This window comes from Cytobacillus firmus NBRC 15306, from assembly GCF_001591465.1.
In the GTDB taxonomy this organism is placed as follows: domain Bacteria; phylum Bacillota; class Bacilli; order Bacillales; family Cytobacillaceae; genus Cytobacillus; species Cytobacillus firmus.
In genome coordinates this window covers 1-21,767 of record NZ_BCUY01000033.1, presented here as the reverse complement: position 1 = coordinate 21,767, position 21,767 = coordinate 1, and the positions used below count along the sequence as shown (strand labels likewise).

Genomic DNA, 21,767 nt, shown 5'->3' with positions numbered 1-21,767 from the left:
AGAAGGAGAGAACAGGTGAGCTTTAAAAGAAAGCAAATATAAGGTAAACCAGGCTACAGAGATCAGACAGCTATTTTACCAGACAGACCAGCAGCTGCTGGGCGTGCTCACCGACAAAGACTCAAGCGATTCAGCCAAGACGGCTGAATTGGTGAAAGCCAACCATGAGGGGATACAAACCCGAATAATTGATTTATAGCAGGAATTAAATAGACAGAAATCGAGATTGCTCTTAAAAGAAGTGGAGCAGGCATACGAATCATATGCCCAAATGCAATACAGCTTCACTGAACTAATGGGAAGCCGTGAAATGGATTCTTTGGAAGAATTATATAGAAGTGAGAGAGAAAACCGAAACGCACTGCTGAACAAGCTGGGTGAATTTAAAGAGTATCAGGAAGGACTTATGGCGGATTCACTGGAAAGTGCAAATGAAACGTATAGCCAGTTAGTATCAACTTTGGTTGCTGCGGTTGCAATAGCGATTGTTTTAATCATCGGAGTAACGGTTTGGGTGATCAGAAGCACAGGCAGAAGCATCAGCTTGATTACAAAAGGGATTAAGGAGATTGATTATCAGGACCTTTCTTCCATTTCAAGGCTGAATATCGAAACAAAAGATGAAATCGGTGAAATTGCAAAAGCCTTCAACTCGATGGCTGATTCCCTTGAGAACTATTACGAGAAAGAACAGCGCTATTCCGCTGAAATTAGTGAACAGAATTGGATTCAAAGCCAGTCTGCTTCATTGGTTAGTATCTATAGCCAGCATGTCACGATAGCCAATTTGGCAGATGACTTTATCTCGAGGCTGGCACCTGCCGCTGGAGCCAATCTTGGAGTCGTTTATGTGAAAGATGATAGCGGAAGCAAACCTGTATTTAGGAAACAGGCTGCATATGCAGATGGAGCTGAAGATGCAGGAAGAGACTTTTTCTATGAGGGAGAAGGAATAACAGGGCAAACAGTCAGGGATAAGAAAACAGTACTCCTTCGAGATGTTCCTGAGAATTACAAGGTCCTATCAACCGGTTTGGGAGATATCAGGCCGAAAAGCATCATGATGGCACCCGTCATGCTCAAAGACGAGGCTGTAGCAGTTGTGGAACTGGCAAGCTTGAGGCCATTCACTGATGCACAGATCAAACTAATAGAAAAAGTAATTGAAACATTAGGAATAGCCATTACGAATATTTCAGGAAGAATGGAGATTGAACGCTTGCTGGCAGAATCCCAGGCACAGACAGAGGAACTTCAGGCGCAGGCTGAAGAGCTGCAGTCCCAGTCGGAGGAGCTGCAGGCGCAATCTGAAGAAATGCAGAGTCAATCCGAAGAACTGCGTATGATTAATGAGCAGCTTGAAGAGCGCTCCAGAGATGCTGAAATGAAATCCGAAGAACTTCAGGCTGCCAAGGAAGAACTGGAGGAAAAAGCCAAACAGCTGAGTCTAAGCTCAAAATACAAGTCAGAGTTCCTGGCAAATATGTCGCATGAGCTGCGTACGCCGCTTAACAGTATCCTGCTTTTATCGGAAATGCTGGCGGAAGACCCGGATCAAATCCTGACTGAGGAGCAGAAGGAGTTTTCCAAGGTTATTCACTCATCAGGACAGGATTTGCTTACCCTGATTAATGATATCCTGGACCTTTCAAAGGTAGAGGTAGGGAAACTGGAAATCAGCTTTGAGGAAGTCAATATGAGTGAAATGTCGCAGCGGATGAAGCAGCATTTTACACAGGTGGCAAAGCATAAAAATCTTGAATTTACTGTAAGATCTTCAGAAGAAGTTCCTCCTGTATTCAATACCGATGAGCAGCGGCTGCAGCAAATTGTGAAAAACCTCCTTTCAAATGCATTTAAGTTTACGGAAGAAGGTTCAGTAGCAGTCACGTTTGAAAAAGCTTCAAAAGGCGATTTCTTTGGTTTGCCGTTATCCAGCTATACAGAGGACTGGCTTAAAATAACAGTGGTGGATACAGGTATTGGCATTCCGGCAGAAAAGCAGCAGCTGATTTTTGAAGCTTTCCAGCAGGCTGATGGCGCAACAATGAGAAAATACGGCGGAACGGGCCTTGGCTTGTCCATCTCCAAGGAGTTTGCCCAGCTGCTAGGCGGTATCTGCAAAGTGGAGAGCGAAGAAGGAAAAGGAAGCCGGTTTATACTCGTTATCCCGAATCTGCCAAACGGAATGCCTGAAATAGCGTCAGGGTTCGCTTGCTTTTGAAGAGGCAGCTGTAACCGCTGAACCTGTTCCGGAAGTGCCTGAGGCAGCTGAAACACAAGATGCTGAAGGGGATAATGAAGCAGAGGATCAGCATACAGGTACGGAACTTAAAGACAAAACAGTCATTGTTGTAGATGATGACCACAGAAATATTTATGCGCTGAAAAATGCTTTGAGAAAAGAAGGCATGAATGTCCTTACAGCAGAAAACGGGATGCAGTTCCTCGATATGATAATGGGTAAAGAACAGATTGACATTGTACTGATGGATATTATGATGCCGGTTATGGATGGTTATGAAACCATGAAGAGGCTTCGCGGGCTGGACAGGCACCAGGATGTTCCAATCATTGCCCTTACTGCCAAGGCGATGAAAGGCGATAGAGAAAAGTGTATGGAAGCGGGTGCAACAGATTATATCAGCAAGCCTTTAAAACTGGAACAGCTGCTGTCCGTAATGAGAGTATGGCTTTCATAGATGACAGGGAGGACCAGTCCGGACAACATACGGACACCGTCAACATCATTTTGTTCTCGAAAGTTGAGGAATGAAGGAATTGAAAAAGGAAGAATTAGAAATAGAATTGCTTTTAAAGTCCATTTATAGTTTATCCGGTTATGATTTCCGGCAATATATGCGCTCGTCAATTGCAAGGAGAATCCAAAATCGCCTAAGCAGGGATCGACTGCCCAGTATAACAAGCCTCACGGAAAAGGTTATCCATGAAGAGGGGTATCTGCAAAAGGTACTGAGCGATTTTTCAATTAATGTTACAGAAATGTTCCGGGACCCTGCCTTTTTTAAGGCTTTTCGAAATGAGGTTATCCCGATGCTCAGAGAATTGCCGGAAATCAGAATTTGGCATGCAGGCTGTTCGACTGGGGAAGAAGCCTACTCCATGTCTATTTTGATGGAAGAAGAGGGGCTGGGTGAACGAACGAAGATATACGCCACAGACATCAATGAAAAGGTGCTTAAAAAGGCAGAGAGCGGAATAATCCCTCTGCAAAAAATGCAGCTCTATACAAAGAATTACATTATGGCAGGCGGAAAAAAATCCTTTTTCGATTGTTCTGTCTTTTTTATTAAGGACTAGGTAAATAGCTGTAAAATAATATGGAATTCTCTGATTGCGCTGATTCAGGGAATTCATCCAGCGATTCAGTTCCTTCATAACGTATTCAGGATCACTGCATGTTCTGATGGCATCTCTGAGAACAGAAGAGATAAACATGCATACAAGGGAAGCAGAATAATAGGCTTCATTACATAATCGGTCCCGCCTGCATCAAGAGCTTCTGCAACTTTATTTGAGTCTTCCAATGCAGTTACAAAAATCACCGGGATATCCTTCAAATGTGGAATCTGCTGAAGCCGCCGGCATGCTTCAATTCCATCCATCTCCGGCATCATAATATCCATGAGGATAACGTCTGCTTTTATATCGGCTGAAAAAGGTGAATATCCCTGAAGATGCTGAAACATATCCTTTGCAGAAGAAAACGTTAAAAGGTCTTTATATCCGGCGCGTTTTAATATATGCTGAATAACAAATAAGTTGGCTTGATTATCGTCCACAACTAGGATTCCCATAGACTTTTTCCCTTCCCGTGTTTTACGATTTAATTCTTTATATAAATATCCTTAACATATACCCCATTCTGGGAGGATGAAAACCAGTATTCTGATTATTTCCTGCTTAAGTTATCCCCTAAAATAAATATGCATTGTAAGCGTTTTCTTTTATTATTTTAAAATAACATAATTCATCGTTATATTCATAAAAATCAAGTAAAATTAATTTATTAATATAACTATGTGTGTTTTTAGGGTGAACATTTGTATTTTTAGAGGAGAATTTTCTCTTGATTTCTGTGAGGATAAGAGTAAAATAAAGATTAAATTTTCAGAGATTGGGAGATGTCAGGATGAAAGTCGTGAAGTTCGGAGGATCTTCTTTAGCAACCGGAAAGCAAATCGAAAAGGTTTTCAATATTGTAAATGCCGATCCAGAGCGGAAGATCATTGTTGTCTCGGCTCCTGGAAAGCGATTTTCACAGGATGACAAGGTTACTGATTTATTAATCGCATGTGCAGAGAAACGGATTCAGGGGGAAGCAGCAGATGATTTGGCTGAAGCTGTATTGGATCGGTATGGCCAAATCGCGGATGAATTGGAGCTGGATTCGGAAATTAAAGATATAATCAGAGAGGATCTTTTAACAAGGCTCTCCAGTGATACACACGATCCTGAAGTTTTTATGGATTTGATCAAGGCGAGCGGTGAAGATAATAACGCTAAGCTTGTTGCAGCATATTTTCAGCAGCAGGGCATAGAAGCAAGATATGTGAGCCCGAAGGAAGCGGGATTGCTTGTCAGTCCGGAGCCCGGCAACGCTCAGGTGCTTCCTGAAGCATATGACAAGCTGTTTGCATTAAGGGAGCAGGACGGGATCATCATTTTTCCGGGTTTCTTTGGATATAGCAGGGATGGCCGGGTGTTCACATTTTCAAGAAGCGGATCGGATGTGACAGGTTCCATTTTGGCTGGTGCTGCCAAGGCGGATTTGTATGAGAACTTTACAGATGTGGATGCCGTTTATTCGGTAAATCCCTTTATTGTTGAAAGCCCTAAAGAAATCAAAGAGCTGACTTACCGGGAAATGCGGGAGCTTTCCTATGCAGGCTTTACTGTCCTGCATGATGAAGCGCTTGTACCGGCATTTCGGGCTGGAATTCCTGTGCAGATAAAAAATACGAATAATCCGTCTGCTCCCGGCACCAGGATTGTGAACGAGCGGGATAACACTAACGGACCTGTGATCGGGATTGCCAGTGACCAGGGATTCTGCAGCATCTATGTCGGCAAATACTTAATGAACAGGGAAGTCGGCTTTGGGAGGAGGCTGCTGACCATTTTGGAAGAGTATGGCCTCAGCTATGAGCATACACCATCAGGAATTGATGACATCTCCATTATCCTGAGGGAAAACCAATTTACTGATGGGATGGAGGAAGAAATTCTGAGCCGTATACAGCATGAACTTCAAGCGGATGAGGTGAAAATCCAGCACAGCCTTTCACTTATTATGGTGGTTGGCGAGGGAATGCGCCAGAACATCGGAACAATGGCCCGCGCCTCCAAAGCCCTTGCTAAAGCGAAAGTAAATATGGAAATGATCAATCAGGGCTCCTCTGAAGTGAGCATGATGTTTGGCGTGCAGGCAGCGGATGAGGTACGTGCGGTACAGGCGCTTTATAATGAGTTTTTTGCTGCGGTGGCAGCAGTGTGATCATTTATGCGAAGGTAAATATGTTTATACGAAAAGAGCCAAAGGAAATAGGCTATATATGCAATCAATCAAACGTTTGATTGAAAAAGCTTGGGGCATTAGCCTCGAGCTTTATTTTTTTTGGAATGAAAAATCTTAGGATAATCAAACTAAGAAGGAAACTTTTTCTATTAGGAAGGAGAAAAGTATATGAAGAAATTACTGGTCATAGGAATAATGCTGCTCATACCGCTGAATATGCTGGCAGCTCCGGGCAGTGCAGCTGCATAAAAACCGTGTCTTACCCAGTCAGAGGTTATGTTTGAAAACGAATTCCGCAAACTTTGGATTGACCATGTATTATGGACAAGCAACTATATTACAAGTGCCACAACTGCCGGAGCGGAGCATCAGAAGCAGGTATTGGCCCGCCTGCTTAAAAATCAGGAGGACATAGGGAATTCCATTAAGCCTTATTACGGAGAAGCTGCAGGAGCTAATATGACAGGACTGCTTAAAGAGCCTATTGTCATTGCGGGTGATATCGCGGAGGCAGCTAAGAGAGGTCAGGGAGCAAAGGTGAACCTGCTGAACAAAGAATGGTTTAGGAACGGCTGATGATATCTCGGGATTTCTTAGCGGGGCCAATCCAAATCTAAATAATGAAGATGTGAAAAAATTGCTATACACACATCTTGAATTAGTGACAGATGATTTAACAGCAAGCCTGGTTAAGGATTGGGATGCGAGAATTGTTTCGATTGATGAGGGAGTGTCTCATATTATTATGATGGCAGATGCCATTTCTGATGCGGTTGTGAAGCAATTCCCGGACAAATTTAAAGGGTAACTGCAAGAGGCCTCAGCCCATGCTGGAGCTTCTCTTTTTTTTTCCTTTGACAAAGCAGCCTGTCTCATTATAAGCTATTTAGCGTGCCGAAAAAAATAATGTAAATTTTTCACATATAGAAGGAGGGGTATCCGTTTTGTCAGGGGATCAAAAGAAAAAGATGGTCATTTTGATGATCAATATGTTTATTGCAATCGGAAGCTTTGGGATTATTATTCCGATTTTGCCGGCTTATTTGGAATCCATTAATCAGGGAGGAACGGCAGCAGGCCTGATGATTGCCATTTTTGCGGGTGCCCAGCTGATTTTTTCTCCTATCGCGGGAAAATGGGCTGACCAGTACGGCCGCAGAAAGATGATTATTTACGGGTTAGCTGGTTTGACATTATCCATGCTTGTCTTTTATGCAGTAGATTCCATTTGGCTGCTTTACTTTTCACGTGTCATTGGAGGCATTGGAGCTGCCTTGCTGATTCCAGCTATTTTTGCCTACATTGCTGATATTACTACCATGGAGCAGCGGGCAAAAGGGAATGGTCTTGTATCAGCTGCGATGTCACTTGGAATTGTGGTTGGACCTGGGATAGGCGGGTTTTTGGCAGACTTCGGCCTGAAAATGCCATTTCTGATTTCAGCGCTTGTATCTCTAGTGGCTGTTCTATTCTCCATTGTGCTCCTTGAGGAAAGCAGCACATTGCAGACAGTGCCGGGAGAGATGCCTGAAGAGGAACCGATGGTCAAGAAACTGGCCATGTCCGTTAAGAAGCCTTATTTTATTCCGCTTGTCATTACATTGGTGATGAGCTTTGGACTAATGGCGTATGAGTCAGTTCTGGGGCTGTACCTTGATAATGAGTTTGCTGCTACCCCGCAGGAAATTGCCATTATGGTGACTTCAACGGGGGTCATTAGTGTTATTGTTCAGTTATTTGTAGTCGATCGGGTGGTTAATAAATTCGGAGAAGGAAAAGTATTGAATATCTTTTTAGCTGTTGCAGCGTCAGGATTCCTAGTTTCACTGTTTGCAGGCAGCTATGCACTTTTCTTCGTTATTTCGCTGATCATTTTCCTTGCAACTTCCATTCTGCGCCCGGTTTTAACCACGCTAATCTCAAAGATGGCCGGTAATGAACAGGGATTTGCGATGGGAATGAACAATGCTTATATGAGCATTGGAAACGTTCTGGGGCCAACGATTGCCGGCTTACTTTACGATGTGCGGATAACCTATCCGTTTGTTCTCGGTCTGGCCCTATTGATCGTTACATTGTTTATCACGATTGCCTGGCAGAGAAAGGAGCCAAAACCAAAGACAGCTGTGTAGAAAAAGGCTTGGAGACGTTGTCTTCAAGCTTTTTTACTTTTCTTTTTCACATAGTAAAGCCAGGCTGCAATTGTGGCAATTTTGTGAAAGAAACCTAGTTCGATTGACATAAACCGAAAAATACATTATTCTGAAAATAACAAAAATATTGAGCGGATGACGGCTGCGGGAGAGAGCATACAGTAGCCACCGAAGGAGCAAGCTTCAAAAATACCCTTGAAGCCAATCTCTCAGGTAGACAGAACCTCAGTCGGACGCATCTCTGGAGAGCGCGCATGGACTTTGCGACACCAAAGGGGTCAAACTCTCAGGTAAAAGGACAGAGAAGGGGGATAAAGAAGCCGCCTTTTTTCTGTCCTTTTTATATGGATGGCAAGGCAGTTGGAGGAATCTATATGAATACAAATGTTAACGCAAACCGGGCGACATTGCTGATATCCTGTCCAGAGAGGCCAGGCATCATCTCCACAGTCTCTAACTTTCTGCTGGAGCATAACGCGAATATTGTCCATTTTGACCAGCACACAACCGATCCGATGGCAGGCATCTTCTTCATGCGGATTGAATTCGATATGAACCATTTTGATGAGTCCTTTTCAAAACTGAAAGAGGATCTGCCTGAAATGGCCAGGGAATACTCAATGGAGTGGAAGCTGAGCGGCAAAGGCGAGCGCAAGCGGATGGCGATATTTGTTTCTAAAATGGATCACTGTCTGCTCGAGCTGCTATGGCGCTGGAAATCGAAGGAGCTTGAAGTGGATATTCCCCTGGTGATCAGCAATCATCCCGACATGAGGGAAGTGGTGGAGGGTTTCGGAATACCATATCATCATGTTCCGATTACGCCGGATACAAAAGCGGAAGCCGAGCAAAAGGCGGTTGAGCTGCTGGATGGAAAAGCGGATTTCATTGTGCTGGCAAGATATATGCAGATTCTTTCGCCGAGCTTTATTTCCAAATATCCAAACAGGATTATTAATATCCATCACAGCTTTCTGCCGGCCTTCGTGGGAGCCAACCCTTATGCACGGGCGTTTAACCGCGGAGTCAAGCTGATTGGGGCAACCGCTCATTATGTAACAAATGATTTGGATGAAGGCCCGATCATTGAGCAGGATGTCCAGCGGGTTAACCACCGGCACACTGCACAGGATCTCAAAATTGCCGGCAGGCATGTGGAGAGGCAGGTCCTCGCACAGGCAGTCGCCTGGCATGTGGAAGACAAAGTAATAGTGCATGGCAATAAGACGATTGTTTTTTAAGCGGCACTGAAAAAAGAAGATCTTGCATCCAGAAGGATTACCAACGTCATGAAAGAAGGTGAGCAGAAATGAAAAAGAAAAAATTATCAATGCTTGAAATGATAAAGGTTAATAGAGAAGAACTTTTAAAAGATCGCAGTGAGCTTGAGAAGATCGAAAAAAAAATAGACGATAAATATGCAAAAGCATAGTAAGAAAGGAAACCCGGCCTGGGAATAAAACAGGCCGGGTTTTTTATGAAATAAAAACGCCCAGGGAGGGAATCCCTGGGCGCCAACTTCTTATTTTTGTCTAAAAAAATCTGTGAAAGCATGATACATTTCCATACCCTGATAAAAGAACAGGCTGGAAGCTGTTAATGAAAATAACCCAATCATTAAAAATCTAATCCACATTATGTCTTCCTCCTTTAATTGTTTGGTTGGACAATTAAGGAGCGTGAATGACATAATTCGCCTCGTAGAAAATTGGAGTATAAAATATCTTTCTCCTGCGGGCAATGTGCAGAGCACTATATACAAAAAGGATAACTGTCAGAATTGTAATGGATAAAGAGATGATATCCAAAGTAAAGATATGCTTTTTGGGATCATCTTTTAATAGGAAGCTCTCGGTAAAGTCCGAAACTGTTACCGCTTTGCTTTGGTCCATTGGAATGTCATTATAATGGACACCAGGATATTGGGTAATGAGAAAGGATAAAAACACAGACAGCAGTAAAAGTGGCATTACCTGACGTGTCCTCATTCCCTCACCCCTTTGCAAGATTTATAACTACCATCATAACCACTATTTAAAGATTAGTAAACTAAAAGAATCTGACAGGATTCGTTAATATTCTATGTTTATATTGTAAAAAAATCTGGGGCAAAAGGTGCGGGAATACAAAGGATTGTTGACCGCAAATATAGATTATAGGCTGAATGAACAACCAAATCCTTACAAAAGCCCTGATAAAATAGGCAGGGAATCTATTTTCTTCCTTTACATGTCTTCATATTACTTTAAAAAACACCTCTTATAATCAATTGTGAATCCATGTTAAGAGGTGAAGAAAATGAACAATGAGAGATCGATTGATGATTTAATCAGGAAGTTTAATGAAGAGAACTTAAAGAGGGACATTGACCGCCGGAGCTTTCTATCTGGTGCAGGGAAAATAGCCGGTTTTTCGCTGGCGCTGGCTATGGCGCAGTCATTAGGGGTGGGTAATCTAAAGGTTGATGCTGCTCCTAAGTTCAGCAAATACCCTTTCACGCTCGGTGTCGCATCAGGAGATCCTCTTTCTGACAGTGTGGTTTTATGGACAAGGCTAGCACCCGATCCACTTAATGGAGGCGGGATGCCAAATCATGCTGTACCGGTCAAATGGGAACTTGCTGCAGATGAACACTTCCGAAAAGTTGTTAAACACGGGACTGAAATTGCAGTGCCGGAATTGGCGCATTCTGTGCATGTGGAGGCAGAAGGCTTAATGCCAAACACTGTTTATTATTATCGTTTTAAAAGCGGCAATGAGCTTAGCCCAATCGGCAAAACAAAGACACTTCCGCCTGCGGGTGCCAAAGTATCAGGGTTATCATTTGCATATGCTTCATGTCAGCAGTATGAACATGGACTTTTTACAGCCTATCAGCATATGGCAAAGGAAAATTTGGATTTTGTCATTCACCTTGGCGACTACATATATGAATATGGACCAAATGAATATATTTCACCAACAGGAAATGTCCGCCATCATAGCGGGCAGGAAATTATCTCTCTAGAAGATTATCGGAATCGCCATGCTCAGTATAAATCTGATCAGCATCTTAGAGAAGCTCATGCTGCTTTCCCTTGGGTGGTCACTTGGGATGACCACGAAGTGGAAAATAACTATGCAGGAGGGATTCCGGAAAAAGGCCAGTCAGCTGAAGCATTTATTAAACGCAGGGCAGCAGCTTATCAGGCATACTATGAGCACATGCCACTCCGGTTATCTTCCATGCCAAATGGTGATGGTATGCAGTTGTATAGGGAGTTCAGCTATGGCAGCCTGGCGTCATTCCTTGTGCTTGATTCCCGGCAATATCGGGATGACCAGGCAAATGGTGATGGGAGCAAGCCGCATACACCGGAGTCGCTTGATCCAGCCCGGACTCTCCTTGGCAAAGAACAGGAACAGTGGGTTGAAAGCAATCTTAGTACCTCCCATGCCCATTGGAATGTGCTTGCACAGCAGGTGTTTTTTGTCCAGAGGAACTTCGGGACAAGTGCTTCGCCGAAGTTCAGCATGGATGCATGGGATGGATATCCTGCTGCCAGGGAGCGCCTGGCTGATTTCGCAGCTTCAAACAATATCGAAAATCTGATCGTCCTGACTGGAGATGTTCATGCAAGCTGGGCTTCCAATATTCTAACAGACTATGATGATCCAAATGCAAAGCTAATTGGGGCCGAATTTGTCGGAACCTCTATCACATCAGGAGGGAACGGATCAGATGTGAGAGCAGATACGGAAAAGACGCTTGCAGAGAATCCGCATATTAAGTTTTTTAATAATTATAGAGGCTATGTCCGCTGCCGGGTAACACCAGAGCAATGGCGTGCGGATTATCGGGTTCTTCCATTCGTAACAGAGCCAGGAGCGGATATTTCAACAAGAGCATCATTTGTTTTTGAAAAAGATCAGGCTGGATTGAAGCAGGTTTCGGCTTCTGCTGTCCCTCAGGGAGTCCGAATATCTGCCGAGGTTGAGGAAGACCGTCATCGTGCCCATAACCGGGCACATGAAAAGCAGCTTAAGAAAAAGCACGAAAAGGTATTACATTAATAGGACGGTGAGAAGATGATTTCTAACATTGGCATTCCAGGCTTAATTCTTGTTCTTGTCATTGCCTTGATCATATTTGGGCCATCCAAGCTTCCCGAAATTGGGAGGGCGTTTGGGCGGACATTAACTGAGTTTAAAAGCGCGGCAAAAGACATAGTGTCAGATGAGGGAATGAAAGAAGAGAAAAAGCCGGCACTTTCAGATTTGAAAAGAGAAAAGTAGGGAATAAAAATACAGGTGCAAATTAGCCTGTATTTTTATGTGTATTAATATGTGAATAATTTCACATAATGTTCATTTTTGAATAATCCATAACAACAAGAAGTATATTATATTAATACTGTACTAATATTGTTTAATAATTTTAAATGCCACCAAGGAGGCATAACAAACCATGAAAAAAATATTTCAGTTATTATTAATAATAGGCTTAGTCATGACGCCTTTTTTTACAAGCGCTCATGTGAAATGGTTCACGAATGTGGCGCCTCATAAGGAAACCATTGAAAATATATTATCACCTTTATTCATGGGACTGGCCCTGGCGGCTGCGATTGTCCTTGCGCTATTGACATTGATTATCCCAAAGACTTCACAATGGGCTAAAGTCAAAAAGCTTGATGACTGGCTCTCAGGATTCCGCAAATACAGCAGATATATCCTGAAGTATGGAACTGCTGCGGCGTTAATAATCCAGGTAACGAACGGAACATTGTTTGCGCCTGAATTTCATTTAACCAGCACGATTGCTATGATATTAACGTGGGCTACGATTGGCTTTCTGCTAATTCCTCATCATATCTCCACAAAGGCCGGAGCGGTTATTTTACTGGGGCTGTTTGTGTACGTTACCATGCAGAATGGCATTTTCCATATGCTTGATTATGGATATTATGTTGCCATTATTGGAGTCCTGATGGTCGGCAGCACGAAGCTCGAGAAGGTTGGATTTCCATTCTTATATTTGGGCACAGGTTTATCTTTATGCTGGGTGGCTGTCGAAAAATGGGTATATCCAAGCATGTCACTGGATATTGTGGCCAATCATGGAGTCCCTACATTCGGATTTGCACCTGCTGCATTCGTTGTTATGGCTGCATTCATTGAATTTGTGGTCGGTTACCTTCTTGTAGTAGGGATTCTTAACCGTGTAGTTGGCTTCGTCGTGACAGTTATTTTCATCACTACCACAATGCTGTTTGGCATGACAGAAGTGATCGGTCATTTTATGATCCATAGTGTGCTGATTATTTTCATCATTGAAGGGGTGTCTTTCTATAACCCGCCGATCAAGCTGCACAAAACTAAGGGGGATCAATTTGTGTTTGTATTCCTGAATTTTATTTTCGTCCTTGCTACATTCATTTTAATTTATTACCGATTTGCATAAGCATTGACATTTTGAACAAAATGGAATATGATTAATTTAAATAGTTGAATAGTTTCTCCTAAAGGGGAGTAGCTTTTACAGCAGAGTCGTCATTTCGGAGTTAAGTGCTCCCGGCTTTGTTGGCAACCTTAACGTTGTTAGCAAGACCTTTGCCTGTTTCAGGTAAAGGTCTTTTTGTTTTTTTAAACCTTTACCGCTTGCTGGTAGAGGTTTTTTTATTCCCCTATAAAGACAGGCAATGAAAATCCTCAATCGACATAACTGCAGGGAAACAGTGCGAAGCTTTCAATACTTAAAAAATAAAGGAAAGGAGACCAAGATGAAAAAAGCTAAGATATCATTTGCTGAACTAATTAAGAAAAACAAAGAAGAGCTGCTGAGAGATCAAGCAATGCTTGAGAAAATTGAAAAGCGTTTAGACGAAAAATACACAAAGGTGAAATAAGGGAGGTTGTTTAGATGGAATTATCACTAATACTTGAGTATGGATGGGTGCTGCTGCTGCTTGTGGCGCTGGAGGGTTTATTGGCTGCTGATAACGCGCTGGTGCTGGCGATTATGGTTAAGCATCTTCCGGAGGAGCAGAGGAAAAAAGCTTTATTCTACGGGTTGGCAGGAGCCTTTGTTTTCCGATTCGGATCTCTATTTGCGATTTCGTTTTTAGTAGATGTTTGGCAGGTTCAGGCCATTGGAGCGCTCTACCTGCTGTTCATCGCGGCTAACCACATTTTAAGAAAGTTCCTTGTGAAAAAAGGCGAGGAAGATGCAGGGGTTACGAAAGAAAAGAAAAAGTCAGGCTTTTGGATGACTGTTTTTAAAGTGGAGCTTGCTGATATTGCTTTCGCAGTAGACTCAATCCTTGCAGCTGTAGCACTGGCTGTAGCGCTTCCGGATTCAGGACTTGGCCATGTAGGCGGGCTTGATGGCGGAAAGTTCTTTGTCATCTTTGCCGGCGGTATGTTCGGATTGATTATTATGCGTTTTGCTGCAAACCTCTTTGTGGATCTTCTTCACAGGAGACCTGGACTTGAGATTGCAGCGTTTGGTATTGTCGGATGGGTTGGTGTTAAACTGGCTGTCTACACAATGTCCCATCCGGCGCTGGCCATCCTGCCAGAAGGATTTGCCAAGTCGACCGGATGGAAAGTTACTTTCTATGCAGTCTTAATTGGTATTGCGTTAGCTGGATGGTTCCTTTCCAAGGAAAAACAGGAAATGCCAGCAGAGGAAAAAGCAAGCTGATCAAGCAGGGCGGGGGTTTTCCGCCCTGTTTTTTTAATGAGCACTATTCAATCAAACGTTTGATTGAATACCCATGAGCCCGGCGCTGGCTTGCCATTCTTCTTTCAGGATGCTCATTTCTATTAAGCTCCAATAATCATTTTTAACTTTATTGGTCTGCCTGAGAAGTCCTTCTTTTTGGAAACCTGCCTGCTCGTAAATCTTAATAGCAGGCAGATTAAAATCAAAAACCCCGAGACTGACTCTATTTAATTTTAGCTCCTGGAAGGCTAAGTTCAGGATTTGATGAATCATTTCTGAAGCATACCCTTTCCCCCGTGCTGCGGGGTGGATGAAAACCTTGCCAATCCTCGCAGTTTCGTTGACACGGTCTACTCTGCCAAGGGAAATATGACCGATGATTTCATCGTTTGCTATAACTTTGCAGATATAATCCGAGCTGGTTTCCAGATTCGCAGAGCGGATATACTTAGCAAGCTGTTCGTGATCAAGCGGGAATTTGAAATGAGCACCGCTCCACTGAACCATTAATTCGGGTGTGCTGATCCAGCTGATGAGCAAATCGAAATCTTTTTCTGTAAAAGGTTCTAATTTTAACATGGGAATCTCCTTCTTATTAATCATCTGCTTGTGCTGTTTCTTATCTATTTTACAGAGTTCAGGAAAAATCCTTCTAAAGTAAGCTTTAAATAATAGTAATTAGCACAAATTAATTTAAAGAACCATAAGGAAGGAGCAAATGAATTGACTAGAAGAGATGAGCAAAATAAAAAACAGGCACAAGGTCCAAAAGGAGAGGGAGCTTGTCAATGAGTTTGGAAAATATAAGGGGGATCAGCCGGTTCCGCTGCCTAATGATTATGATGAGATAGAGTATTAGAAAAAGCAGGATAATCCCTGCTTTCTTAAAAGGTAAGAAAGTATAAAATTTTGAACGTCGATAACTGTCTAGCTCCAGCGCCTACCCCCTCGAGGTCACAAGACGAGCCTCCCAAAAGGCAAAGGACGCCTTTCCGTGAGGCTCGTCTTGTGCTTGAGGCCCCCAGGATGGGGGTCATGCAGACGTTGCCACAGGACGTGGCGTTCTTAGTCTCCGTTCATTCGTGGGCAAGGCGCTTGCGCTTTTCTTATCTAAGTCTCTGGCCTTAGATTATTTTATGCTGAGGGAGCTTAATCCTTCTTGTATTCTTTTTTAAACTATAGTTAAGAAAAGCAAGAAGGGGAAAATGTAGTCCAGCTGTTTACATTCATTACATTTCCTCCTTTAATGGTTCTCATCAATCCAAAACAGCTCATCTAAAGGTATTTCCAAGTGTTTGCTGATTAAGAGGCAGACACGTATGGTCGGGTTGTATTTTTGTGCTTCAATCAAATTCATCGTTTGCCGGGTTACGCCAACAAGCTTTGCCAGTTCTCCCTGAGTTAAACGCCCTTTTTCAATGCGTACAAGCTTTACCTTGTTTTTTATAGTGAACTCTTTCAAGTGCCTCACTCATTTCATTTCCTTTTCTTCCCTTTATTGTAATATATATTTATATAAAGTAAAATATATATTACATTTTTTCAAAAAAAAAGCCTGTTGAGGCTTAGAAACTATTTGGCAAAACCCGTGACTTCTTTTCCAATTTACATGCTCTATAGCGTATTCCCTATATTTTTGATAGTTACAAAAATCCCCGATGCTTTGGCAACCACCTGGTCCTGATCATTGTAAATCAGGCAATCTGTGTGGCTGAGGCTTCTTCCTCTTTTTACAAGGTGAGCTTCGGCAATAAGATATTCACCTGTGGCCCCCTTTAAGAAACTGACCTTCAAATCAGCAGTGACCACTGATTGCATCTGGTTTTCATCGGGCTCGAAAATATTCCCCATCGCTACATCCGCCAGAGTGGAAATGATCCCTCCATGCACCAGTCCGGCGCTGTTAATAAAGAGCGGCTGGATGGGCAAAGTGACTTTCATATGGCTTTCACTGATTCTTTCGTAATGGAATTTCAGAAACTCATCAAAAGGCTGTTTGATTAGCATTTGCTACACTCCAATTTCTTTAAGTTAAAATGGTAATTCCAGATTTTTTGTAAAATCCCTGCTAATTTGTTGATAAGAGGCTCTATAAATTAATACAAGGTTTCTTAAAATCAAAAAAAATGATATTATTTTCAATAAATTCAAAAAAAGGCGGGGCTGGAAGTGGCAAAAGTAGAGAATATTAGTTTCGCAGAAAACTTTCCGATTTCATTTAAGGAACTGGAAGAAGAAGCAGAGAAAGTGATAGGGGCCGGCGGATTTGGCTATGTCCAATCAGGAGCCGGCGGAGAAGAAACGCTGAAAAAGAATATCGAATCCTTTGCAAAATATTCAATTGTACCAAGAATGCTTAGAGATGTTTCAGTGCCGGATATAAGTGTGAACTTATTTGGAAAAACATATCCTTATCCAGTTTTCCTGGCACCAATTGGAATGCAGCGCCTTGAACACAGTGAGGGAGAGCTGGCATCTGCCCGGGCGGCAGCTTCGTTTGGAGTTCCTTTTATACAAAGCACAGTATCCAGTTACTCCATTGAACAAATCGTTAAAGCAACTGGCACGAGTCCAAAATGGTTTCAATTATATTGGTCCAATTATGAAGAAGTATCATTCAGCATGATTCGCCGTGCGGAGGAAGCAGGGTATGAGGCAATTGTGTTAACGGTTGATACGGTTATGATGGGATGGAGGGAAGCCGATTTAAGAAATAACTTTTCCCCGTTAAAGCTTGGCTACGGAAAAGCAAATTATGAAAGCGATCCAGTCTTTATGGCTTCTCTCCAGGACGGCGATGTCGTACAGGGAATCCTTGATAATATTCATCATCCAACATTAAGCTGGGAGCATATTGCCAGATTAAAAGAGAAAACAAGTCTGCCAATTTTATTAAAGGGCATTCTCCACCCTGAAGATGCCAGGCTGGCCGTTGAAAAAGGGGTAGACGGAATCATTGTCTCCAATCATGGCGGCAGACAGCTTGATGGAGTGATTGCGGCGATTGATGCGCTTGAACCGATTGCGAAGGAGGTTAAAGGGCAGATTCCAGTATTGTTTGACAGCGGCATTCGCAGAGGTTCAGATGTGGTTAAGGCTCTGGCACTGGGAGCTGACGCCGTTTGTCTGGGGCGGCCGTATGTGTACGGCTTGGCCATTGGCGGGCAGGAAGGAGTTGAAAAAGTGCTTGCCAACTTTATAGAAGAAACAAAAGTGTCCCTCTCTCTTGCGGGGGTGGGGAGTTTAAAGGATATTGCTGGTCTGCGGTTAATTCGATAAAACTTTCTTAAAAAAATCCTGGGTTGTTGACAGTTGAGACTGTGTTTAATAATATACCTGTAGGGGTACATGATTAATATGCCATACTAAAGGAGATGCAGTCATGTTCGATTACACAGCTGAAACCGAAAAATCAATTAAAGATGCGATATCCTCACTGGAAGGAAGTCTGAAGGACGAAAAGTTCGGAGTTCTATGGCAGTTTAATGTTCAGGAGAAGCTGCAGGAAAAAGGCTTGGAATATAACGAGGCATTCCATGTGTTAGAGGTATGTAATCCGAATGAAGCTCATCGCGTTTTAACACAGAATAAAATGGCCGGCTACTTCCTGCCTTGTAAAATTGTCGTCTATGAAGACAAGGGCAAAACGAAAATTGGGATGCCTAAGCCGACAAGTATGATTGAGCTAATCAATGACGAATCTGTTCAAATCTTCGCTGCAGAAATTGAAGAGCGCTTAATCCAGTGCATCAAAAAAAGTATATAATCTAAAAGAATGATGACAGTGCGGGAATAATTTGTTAAGCTTGAAACAGCTTATCAAATTAAATATCTATGTAACTACTAGGGGTGCCCCGAATGTGCGGGCTGAGAGGAAAGCGCTTATAGCTTTCCGACTCTTATGGACCTGATCTGGTTAATGCCAGCGGAGGGAAGTAGGATTTGACAGTATGTCGATTCATATACTTAAACCAAGCCGGGTCCTTTGTGGGGATCCGGCTTTTTTGTATACATACTTCTCATCCAGATAAGCAATCAGGCTGCCCTTTTAGAAAGGAGGTTTAGATGAACAGAACCCGATTGTTGACTACGATGGCACTATTTACGGCGATTGGGACACTGGGATCCCATTTGCTCTGGTTTCCGGCAGGTATAGCCAAGGCCTATCCGATTCAGCATGCGGTAAATGTATTGGCAGCGGTGACTCTTGGACCCCTGCCGGCAGCTGCCGTTGCTTTTATGATTGCTTTGCTGCGTAATATGCTTGGATTCGGGACGCTGCTTGCGTTTCCGGGCGGAATGATCGGTGCGTTTTTGGCTGGTGTCCTTTACTTGAAATACGGCCGGAAAATATGGGCTGCCGCTGGCGAGGTTTTGGGCACCGGTATAATCGGAGCATTGTTTGCTGTTCCGTACGCAAAATTTCTCATGGGCAGTGCAAATGGTGCATTCTTCTTTGTGCCGCCGTTTCTGGTCAGCAGCATTGCCGGTGCGGCAATAGGCTTGTTGGTGTTAGCGAAGGTTAAAGAGAAGAATTTGGTTCAGAATATGTGATGATATTGGGCTGGAGAAGTAAGATAGGTTAGCAGAGTAAGGGAGAGCAGCATAACAATCAAGCTTTATGAGCGATTTTCAAAAGTTATGGGCGAAATTCAAAAATTTATGAGCGATTTTTAAGAGTTATGGGCGAAATTCAAAATTTATGAGCGATTTTCAAAAGTTATGGGCGAAATTCAAAATTTATAAGCGATTTTTAAGAGTTATGAGCGAAATTCAAAATTTATGAGAGAAAAACACCAAGTTAGAAAATCGGTAAAAAACAATTAGAATGTTAGAAAACTGCTAGGGGCGCTACGGCTGAGATAAGGAGCTTTTCCTTGGTCCCTTGGAACCTGATCTGGATAATGCCAGCGCAGGGAAGCAGTGAGGACCTCATTATATATCCTCATGCTTTTTCCCCGGCAGCTTCTGTATTTAATTAAGGAGGCTATTTTTTATGACTTTTTCAGAAATTCTGCGCAAGGAAAATGAAGATTTGTTTCAGCTGATATTTGAACATCCATTTGTTCAGGGGATCGGGAGAGGGGATGTGCCGAAAGAGGCGCTTGCTCATTACATTAAAGCGGACTTTGAGTATTTGAATGCGTTCATGCATATTTACGGAATTGCGATTTCAAAGTCAGCTGAACGTAAGGATATTGCATACTTTAACCAGCAAATAGAATTTGTATTGAACAGCGAAGTACACCCCCACCATAATTTTTGCCAGCAGATTGGGGTGGATTACGAAGCATTGCAGGGATATCCGCTCCCGCCGACAGCCGATCATTATGTAAAGCATATGATGTATCATGCCCATACAGGCGGCATGGGTGAAATACTCGCTGCATTATTGCCTTGCCCATGGACTTATTGGGAAATTGGGCTTGAGCTCATGAAGCAATATGAGCCAGATGAGAACCATCCGTTTTATCCGTGGATCTCTTTTTATGCAAACCTTAGAGTCGAAGCTGTGACCATGAATATGAGAAACCGTTTGGATGAACTTGCTGAAGCGGCATCACCGGAAGAAAGGCAGCGAATGAAAGATGCTTTCCAAAAAAGCTGCCAGCTGGAGCTTGGTTTCTGGGAGATGGCTTATACCTGCGAAGAGTGGCCGGCGGGCAATCCGGCAGCAGTCAGATAGAAAAGCGTAAGCGACTCGCTCACCCCCGACACCTCGAGGGGCAGGCTGCTTGCGCTAGAGAGTTATCGAAGTTCAAAATTTTATACTTTCTTATTTAATAAGAAAAACGCCTGCATTTGCTTTATGGCAGTGCAGGCGTTTTTTCAAAATCCCATCTGTAGTGAGCGGTAATGGGAGTCTTAAAAGAAGATAGTTTTACTTCTGCTGCAAATGGGGTGGAGTTATGTATTACGTATGGAATGCCATCTTTAGTCCGTTTGTCAGATATGAAAGCCACATGGTCGAATTTAGGAGAAAGGAAAACCACAATGTCCCCCGGCTGCCATTGCTGAAGGTTCTTAACATCTCCTGGAATCAGCTCTGTTGTTAATGACTTTGCGAACCGGCTAAAAAAGATATTCTGGTTTGGCACCCTTCTGAAATCAATGTTCGGATCAGGCCTGCCCTGGACTCTTGAATACAAGTCCGTATTTTCGGCGATATCCTGATCAATAAGATCCTTTATGGTTACATCAGCCCCTTGGAAACCTCTCCAAATCACGTCTGTACAGACACCTTCGCCATCGGGCGGATAGCCTCCCGAATAGTAGGCACTTTTATATGGTGTTCGCTGTTCCACTTCTTTTCTGGCTGTCAGGACAATATCAAGTGGATCGGCAATGCCGTTTAGATTTGAATCGGCCTTTGAATAATCAGCAGGCACCTCCAATTTCTTTGCAAAAGGATTTTCATAATGAATGCCGACGGAATCAAGAATGATTCCACTCCGGAAAAAAAGAATGAAAAATAACAGCACCCGATTATGGAAAAAACAGGCTGAATGCATCAGCCTGTTTTGTATTTTAATCCATTGGCAATGTGTTATGAAGATTTGGAGGTGCAGGCTTAAGCATTGGCTTGTCTCCTTCCGGCTTCGGATTGCTTACATATTTGTATTCTCCCTGGCCATCAAGTGCAGGGCCCTGTGCCCATCTGCCAGTACTGCTTTCTTCGCCTGCTGACAGGTTGTAGAGTGTGTAAGAGATATCTGTGCGTTCATTTTCCCGCGGGAAGGTGCTCGGGACAAGAAGGCCTTCTTTTTCCTCAAGCTCAGCTATTGCTGCAGCCCATTGGTTTTGGTGGTATGCGTCTCTGGCAATCAGGACGGAAAGCAGATCTTTAATGCCCTTATCATCTGTCATTTCATAGAGGCGTGCAGCCTGCAGGCGGCCCTGTGATTCTGCATTTAAGTTTGAACGGAAATCTGCTAATAAGTTTCCGCTGGCTGTAATATAAGTACCCATCCAAGGGTTCCCTACACTGTCAGCCGGACGGGCACCAAGTCCGGAGACAATGGCATGCTGGGGATTCATTCCTCCCATGATCGCGCCGACGACTGGATCCTTCGCTGCTTCTTCCTGCTGATTAACAGGGGCATCGTCCATCAGTCTGGCAACCATTGTCGCGAGCATTTCCACATGTCCAATTTCCTCAGTTCCAATATCGAGAAGAAGATCACGATATTTTTCATTTCCGCGAGTGGCCCAGCCCTGAAACATGTATTGCATGGCAACGGTCATTTCACCATATTGGCCGCCAATCAGTTCTTGCAGCTTTTTCGCAAAAACGGGGTCCGGACGTTCCGGCTTCGCTTCAAATTGCAATTCCTTTACATGAAAAAACATCTAAATTCCTCCATTTCTT

The 21,767-nt window shown here is 43.2% G+C and carries 21 protein-coding genes, 3 pseudogenes and 3 riboswitches; of the genes and pseudogenes, 17 read left to right on the top strand and 7 right to left on the bottom strand.

Annotation, left to right across the window (positions count from 1 at the left end):
* Positions 1–61: 61 nt before the first annotated feature.
* Both BFI01S_RS11170 and BFI01S_RS11165 read left to right on the top strand, forming a co-directional pair.
* A pseudogene (locus BFI01S_RS11170) lies at positions 62–2,702 on the top strand (response regulator).
* A gap of 70 nt (positions 2,703–2,772) precedes the next feature.
* Positions 2,773–3,288: pseudogene (locus tag BFI01S_RS11165) on the top strand (CheR family methyltransferase); the annotation flags it as partial.
* On the opposite strand, the pseudogene BFI01S_RS11160 reads toward BFI01S_RS11165, so the two are convergent.
* A pseudogene (locus BFI01S_RS11160) lies at positions 3,289–3,818 on the bottom strand (response regulator); the annotation flags it as partial.
* A gap of 335 nt (positions 3,819–4,153) precedes the next feature.
* Here BFI01S_RS11160 and BFI01S_RS11155 point away from each other — a divergent pair.
* The 6 genes from BFI01S_RS11155 to BFI01S_RS23035 all read left to right on the top strand — a co-directional run bounded on the left by BFI01S_RS11155 (position 4,154) and on the right by BFI01S_RS23035 (position 9,124).
* Positions 4,154–5,518, top strand: a complete 1,365-nt coding sequence (locus tag BFI01S_RS11155; RefSeq protein WP_061792691.1) for an aspartate kinase — start codon at positions 4,154–4,156, stop codon at positions 5,516–5,518.
* A 297-nt stretch (positions 5,519–5,815) separates the two neighbouring features.
* Positions 5,816–6,115: a hypothetical protein gene (locus tag BFI01S_RS24710; RefSeq protein WP_411814600.1), complete on the top strand. Its 300-nt coding sequence runs from the start codon at positions 5,816–5,818 to the stop codon at positions 6,113–6,115.
* A 61-nt stretch (positions 6,116–6,176) separates the two neighbouring features.
* Positions 6,177–6,347 (top strand): hypothetical protein, encoded by a 171-nt coding sequence (locus BFI01S_RS24705; RefSeq protein ID WP_254624304.1) that lies wholly within the window; start codon positions 6,177–6,179, stop codon positions 6,345–6,347.
* A 136-nt stretch (positions 6,348–6,483) separates the two neighbouring features.
* Positions 6,484–7,671: an MFS transporter gene (locus BFI01S_RS11145; RefSeq protein WP_061792690.1), complete on the top strand. Its 1,188-nt coding sequence runs from the start codon at positions 6,484–6,486 to the stop codon at positions 7,669–7,671.
* A gap of 156 nt (positions 7,672–7,827) precedes the next feature.
* Positions 7,828–7,928, top strand: a riboswitch (glycine riboswitch).
* Positions 7,929–8,066: 138 nt separating this feature from the next.
* Complete coding sequence (purU, locus tag BFI01S_RS11140; RefSeq protein ID WP_061792711.1) at positions 8,067–8,933, top strand: formyltetrahydrofolate deformylase; 867 nt, start codon at positions 8,067–8,069, stop codon at positions 8,931–8,933.
* 68 nt (positions 8,934–9,001) lie between these two features.
* A complete protein-coding gene (locus BFI01S_RS23035) occupies positions 9,002–9,124 on the top strand; it encodes an FbpB family small basic protein (RefSeq protein WP_115596651.1) in 123 nt (40 codons plus the stop codon).
* A 238-nt stretch (positions 9,125–9,362) separates the two neighbouring features.
* Here BFI01S_RS23035 and BFI01S_RS11135 read toward each other — a convergent pair whose 3' ends face one another.
* Positions 9,363–9,680: a hypothetical protein gene (locus tag BFI01S_RS11135; protein ID WP_061792689.1), complete on the bottom strand. Its 318-nt coding sequence runs from the start codon at positions 9,678–9,680 to the stop codon at positions 9,363–9,365.
* A gap of 310 nt (positions 9,681–9,990) precedes the next feature.
* Here BFI01S_RS11135 and phoD point away from each other — a divergent pair, with 310 nt between their 5' ends.
* The 5 genes from phoD to BFI01S_RS11115 all read left to right on the top strand — a co-directional run bounded on the left by phoD (position 9,991) and on the right by BFI01S_RS11115 (position 14,377).
* Positions 9,991–11,745 (top strand): alkaline phosphatase PhoD, encoded by a 1,755-nt coding sequence (gene phoD, locus BFI01S_RS11130; RefSeq protein WP_061792688.1) that lies wholly within the window; start codon positions 9,991–9,993, stop codon positions 11,743–11,745.
* 15 nt (positions 11,746–11,760) lie between these two features.
* Positions 11,761–11,967: a sec-independent protein translocase protein TatAD gene (tatAD, locus tag BFI01S_RS11125; protein WP_061792687.1), complete on the top strand. Its 207-nt coding sequence runs from the start codon at positions 11,761–11,763 to the stop codon at positions 11,965–11,967.
* 172 nt (positions 11,968–12,139) lie between these two features.
* A complete protein-coding gene (locus tag BFI01S_RS11120; protein ID WP_061792686.1) occupies positions 12,140–13,135 on the top strand; it encodes a hypothetical protein in 996 nt (331 codons plus the stop codon).
* Between the two features lie 319 nt (positions 13,136–13,454).
* Positions 13,455–13,580, top strand: a complete 126-nt coding sequence (locus tag BFI01S_RS22490; RefSeq protein ID WP_076258308.1) for an FbpB family small basic protein — start codon at positions 13,455–13,457, stop codon at positions 13,578–13,580.
* A 14-nt stretch (positions 13,581–13,594) separates the two neighbouring features.
* On the top strand, positions 13,595–14,377 hold the full coding sequence (locus BFI01S_RS11115; protein WP_061792685.1) for a TerC family protein: 783 nt from the start codon (positions 13,595–13,597) through the stop codon (positions 14,375–14,377).
* Positions 14,378–14,428: 51 nt separating this feature from the next.
* On the opposite strand, the gene BFI01S_RS11110 is transcribed toward BFI01S_RS11115, so the two are convergent.
* From BFI01S_RS11110 to BFI01S_RS11100, 3 genes are all read right to left on the bottom strand, one after another.
* A complete protein-coding gene (locus tag BFI01S_RS11110) occupies positions 14,429–14,977 on the bottom strand; it encodes a GNAT family N-acetyltransferase (protein WP_061792684.1) in 549 nt (182 codons plus the stop codon).
* 664 nt (positions 14,978–15,641) lie between these two features.
* Positions 15,642–15,869 (bottom strand): helix-turn-helix transcriptional regulator, encoded by a 228-nt coding sequence (locus tag BFI01S_RS11105; RefSeq protein ID WP_412729505.1) that lies wholly within the window; start codon positions 15,867–15,869, stop codon positions 15,642–15,644.
* A 143-nt stretch (positions 15,870–16,012) separates the two neighbouring features.
* Positions 16,013–16,405: a PaaI family thioesterase gene (locus tag BFI01S_RS11100; RefSeq protein WP_061792682.1), complete on the bottom strand. Its 393-nt coding sequence runs from the start codon at positions 16,403–16,405 to the stop codon at positions 16,013–16,015.
* Between the two features lie 162 nt (positions 16,406–16,567).
* Here BFI01S_RS11100 and BFI01S_RS11095 point away from each other — a divergent pair, with 162 nt between their 5' ends.
* The 4 genes from BFI01S_RS11095 (at position 16,568) to tenA (ending at position 20,084) form a co-directional block, all read left to right on the top strand.
* The gene (locus BFI01S_RS11095) at positions 16,568–17,677 is read left to right on the top strand and encodes an alpha-hydroxy-acid oxidizing protein (protein ID WP_061792681.1); all 1,110 of its coding nucleotides are present in this window, start codon (positions 16,568–16,570) and stop codon (positions 17,675–17,677) included.
* Between the two features lie 103 nt (positions 17,678–17,780).
* Positions 17,781–18,164 (top strand): DUF302 domain-containing protein, encoded by a 384-nt coding sequence (locus tag BFI01S_RS11090; protein ID WP_061792680.1) that lies wholly within the window; start codon positions 17,781–17,783, stop codon positions 18,162–18,164.
* Positions 18,165–18,233: 69 nt separating this feature from the next.
* Positions 18,234–18,349, top strand: a riboswitch (TPP riboswitch).
* Positions 18,350–18,463: 114 nt separating this feature from the next.
* Complete coding sequence (thiW, locus tag BFI01S_RS11085) at positions 18,464–18,952, top strand: energy coupling factor transporter S component ThiW (RefSeq protein WP_061792679.1); 489 nt, start codon at positions 18,464–18,466, stop codon at positions 18,950–18,952.
* 280 nt (positions 18,953–19,232) lie between these two features.
* A riboswitch (TPP riboswitch) is annotated at positions 19,233–19,334 on the top strand.
* 60 nt (positions 19,335–19,394) lie between these two features.
* Positions 19,395–20,084, top strand: coding sequence for a thiaminase II (gene tenA, locus BFI01S_RS11080; RefSeq protein WP_061792678.1), 690 nt, complete (start codon positions 19,395–19,397; stop codon positions 20,082–20,084).
* Positions 20,085–20,205: 121 nt separating this feature from the next.
* On the opposite strand, the gene BFI01S_RS11075 is transcribed toward tenA, so the two are convergent.
* Together BFI01S_RS11075 and BFI01S_RS11070 are read right to left on the bottom strand one after the other, a co-directional pair.
* The gene (locus BFI01S_RS11075) at positions 20,206–20,910 is read right to left on the bottom strand and encodes a DUF1287 domain-containing protein (protein ID WP_061792677.1); all 705 of its coding nucleotides are present in this window, start codon (positions 20,908–20,910) and stop codon (positions 20,206–20,208) included.
* 16 nt (positions 20,911–20,926) lie between these two features.
* A complete protein-coding gene (locus BFI01S_RS11070; protein WP_061792676.1) occupies positions 20,927–21,748 on the bottom strand; it encodes a manganese catalase in 822 nt (273 codons plus the stop codon).
* Positions 21,749–21,767 lie beyond the last annotated feature (19 nt).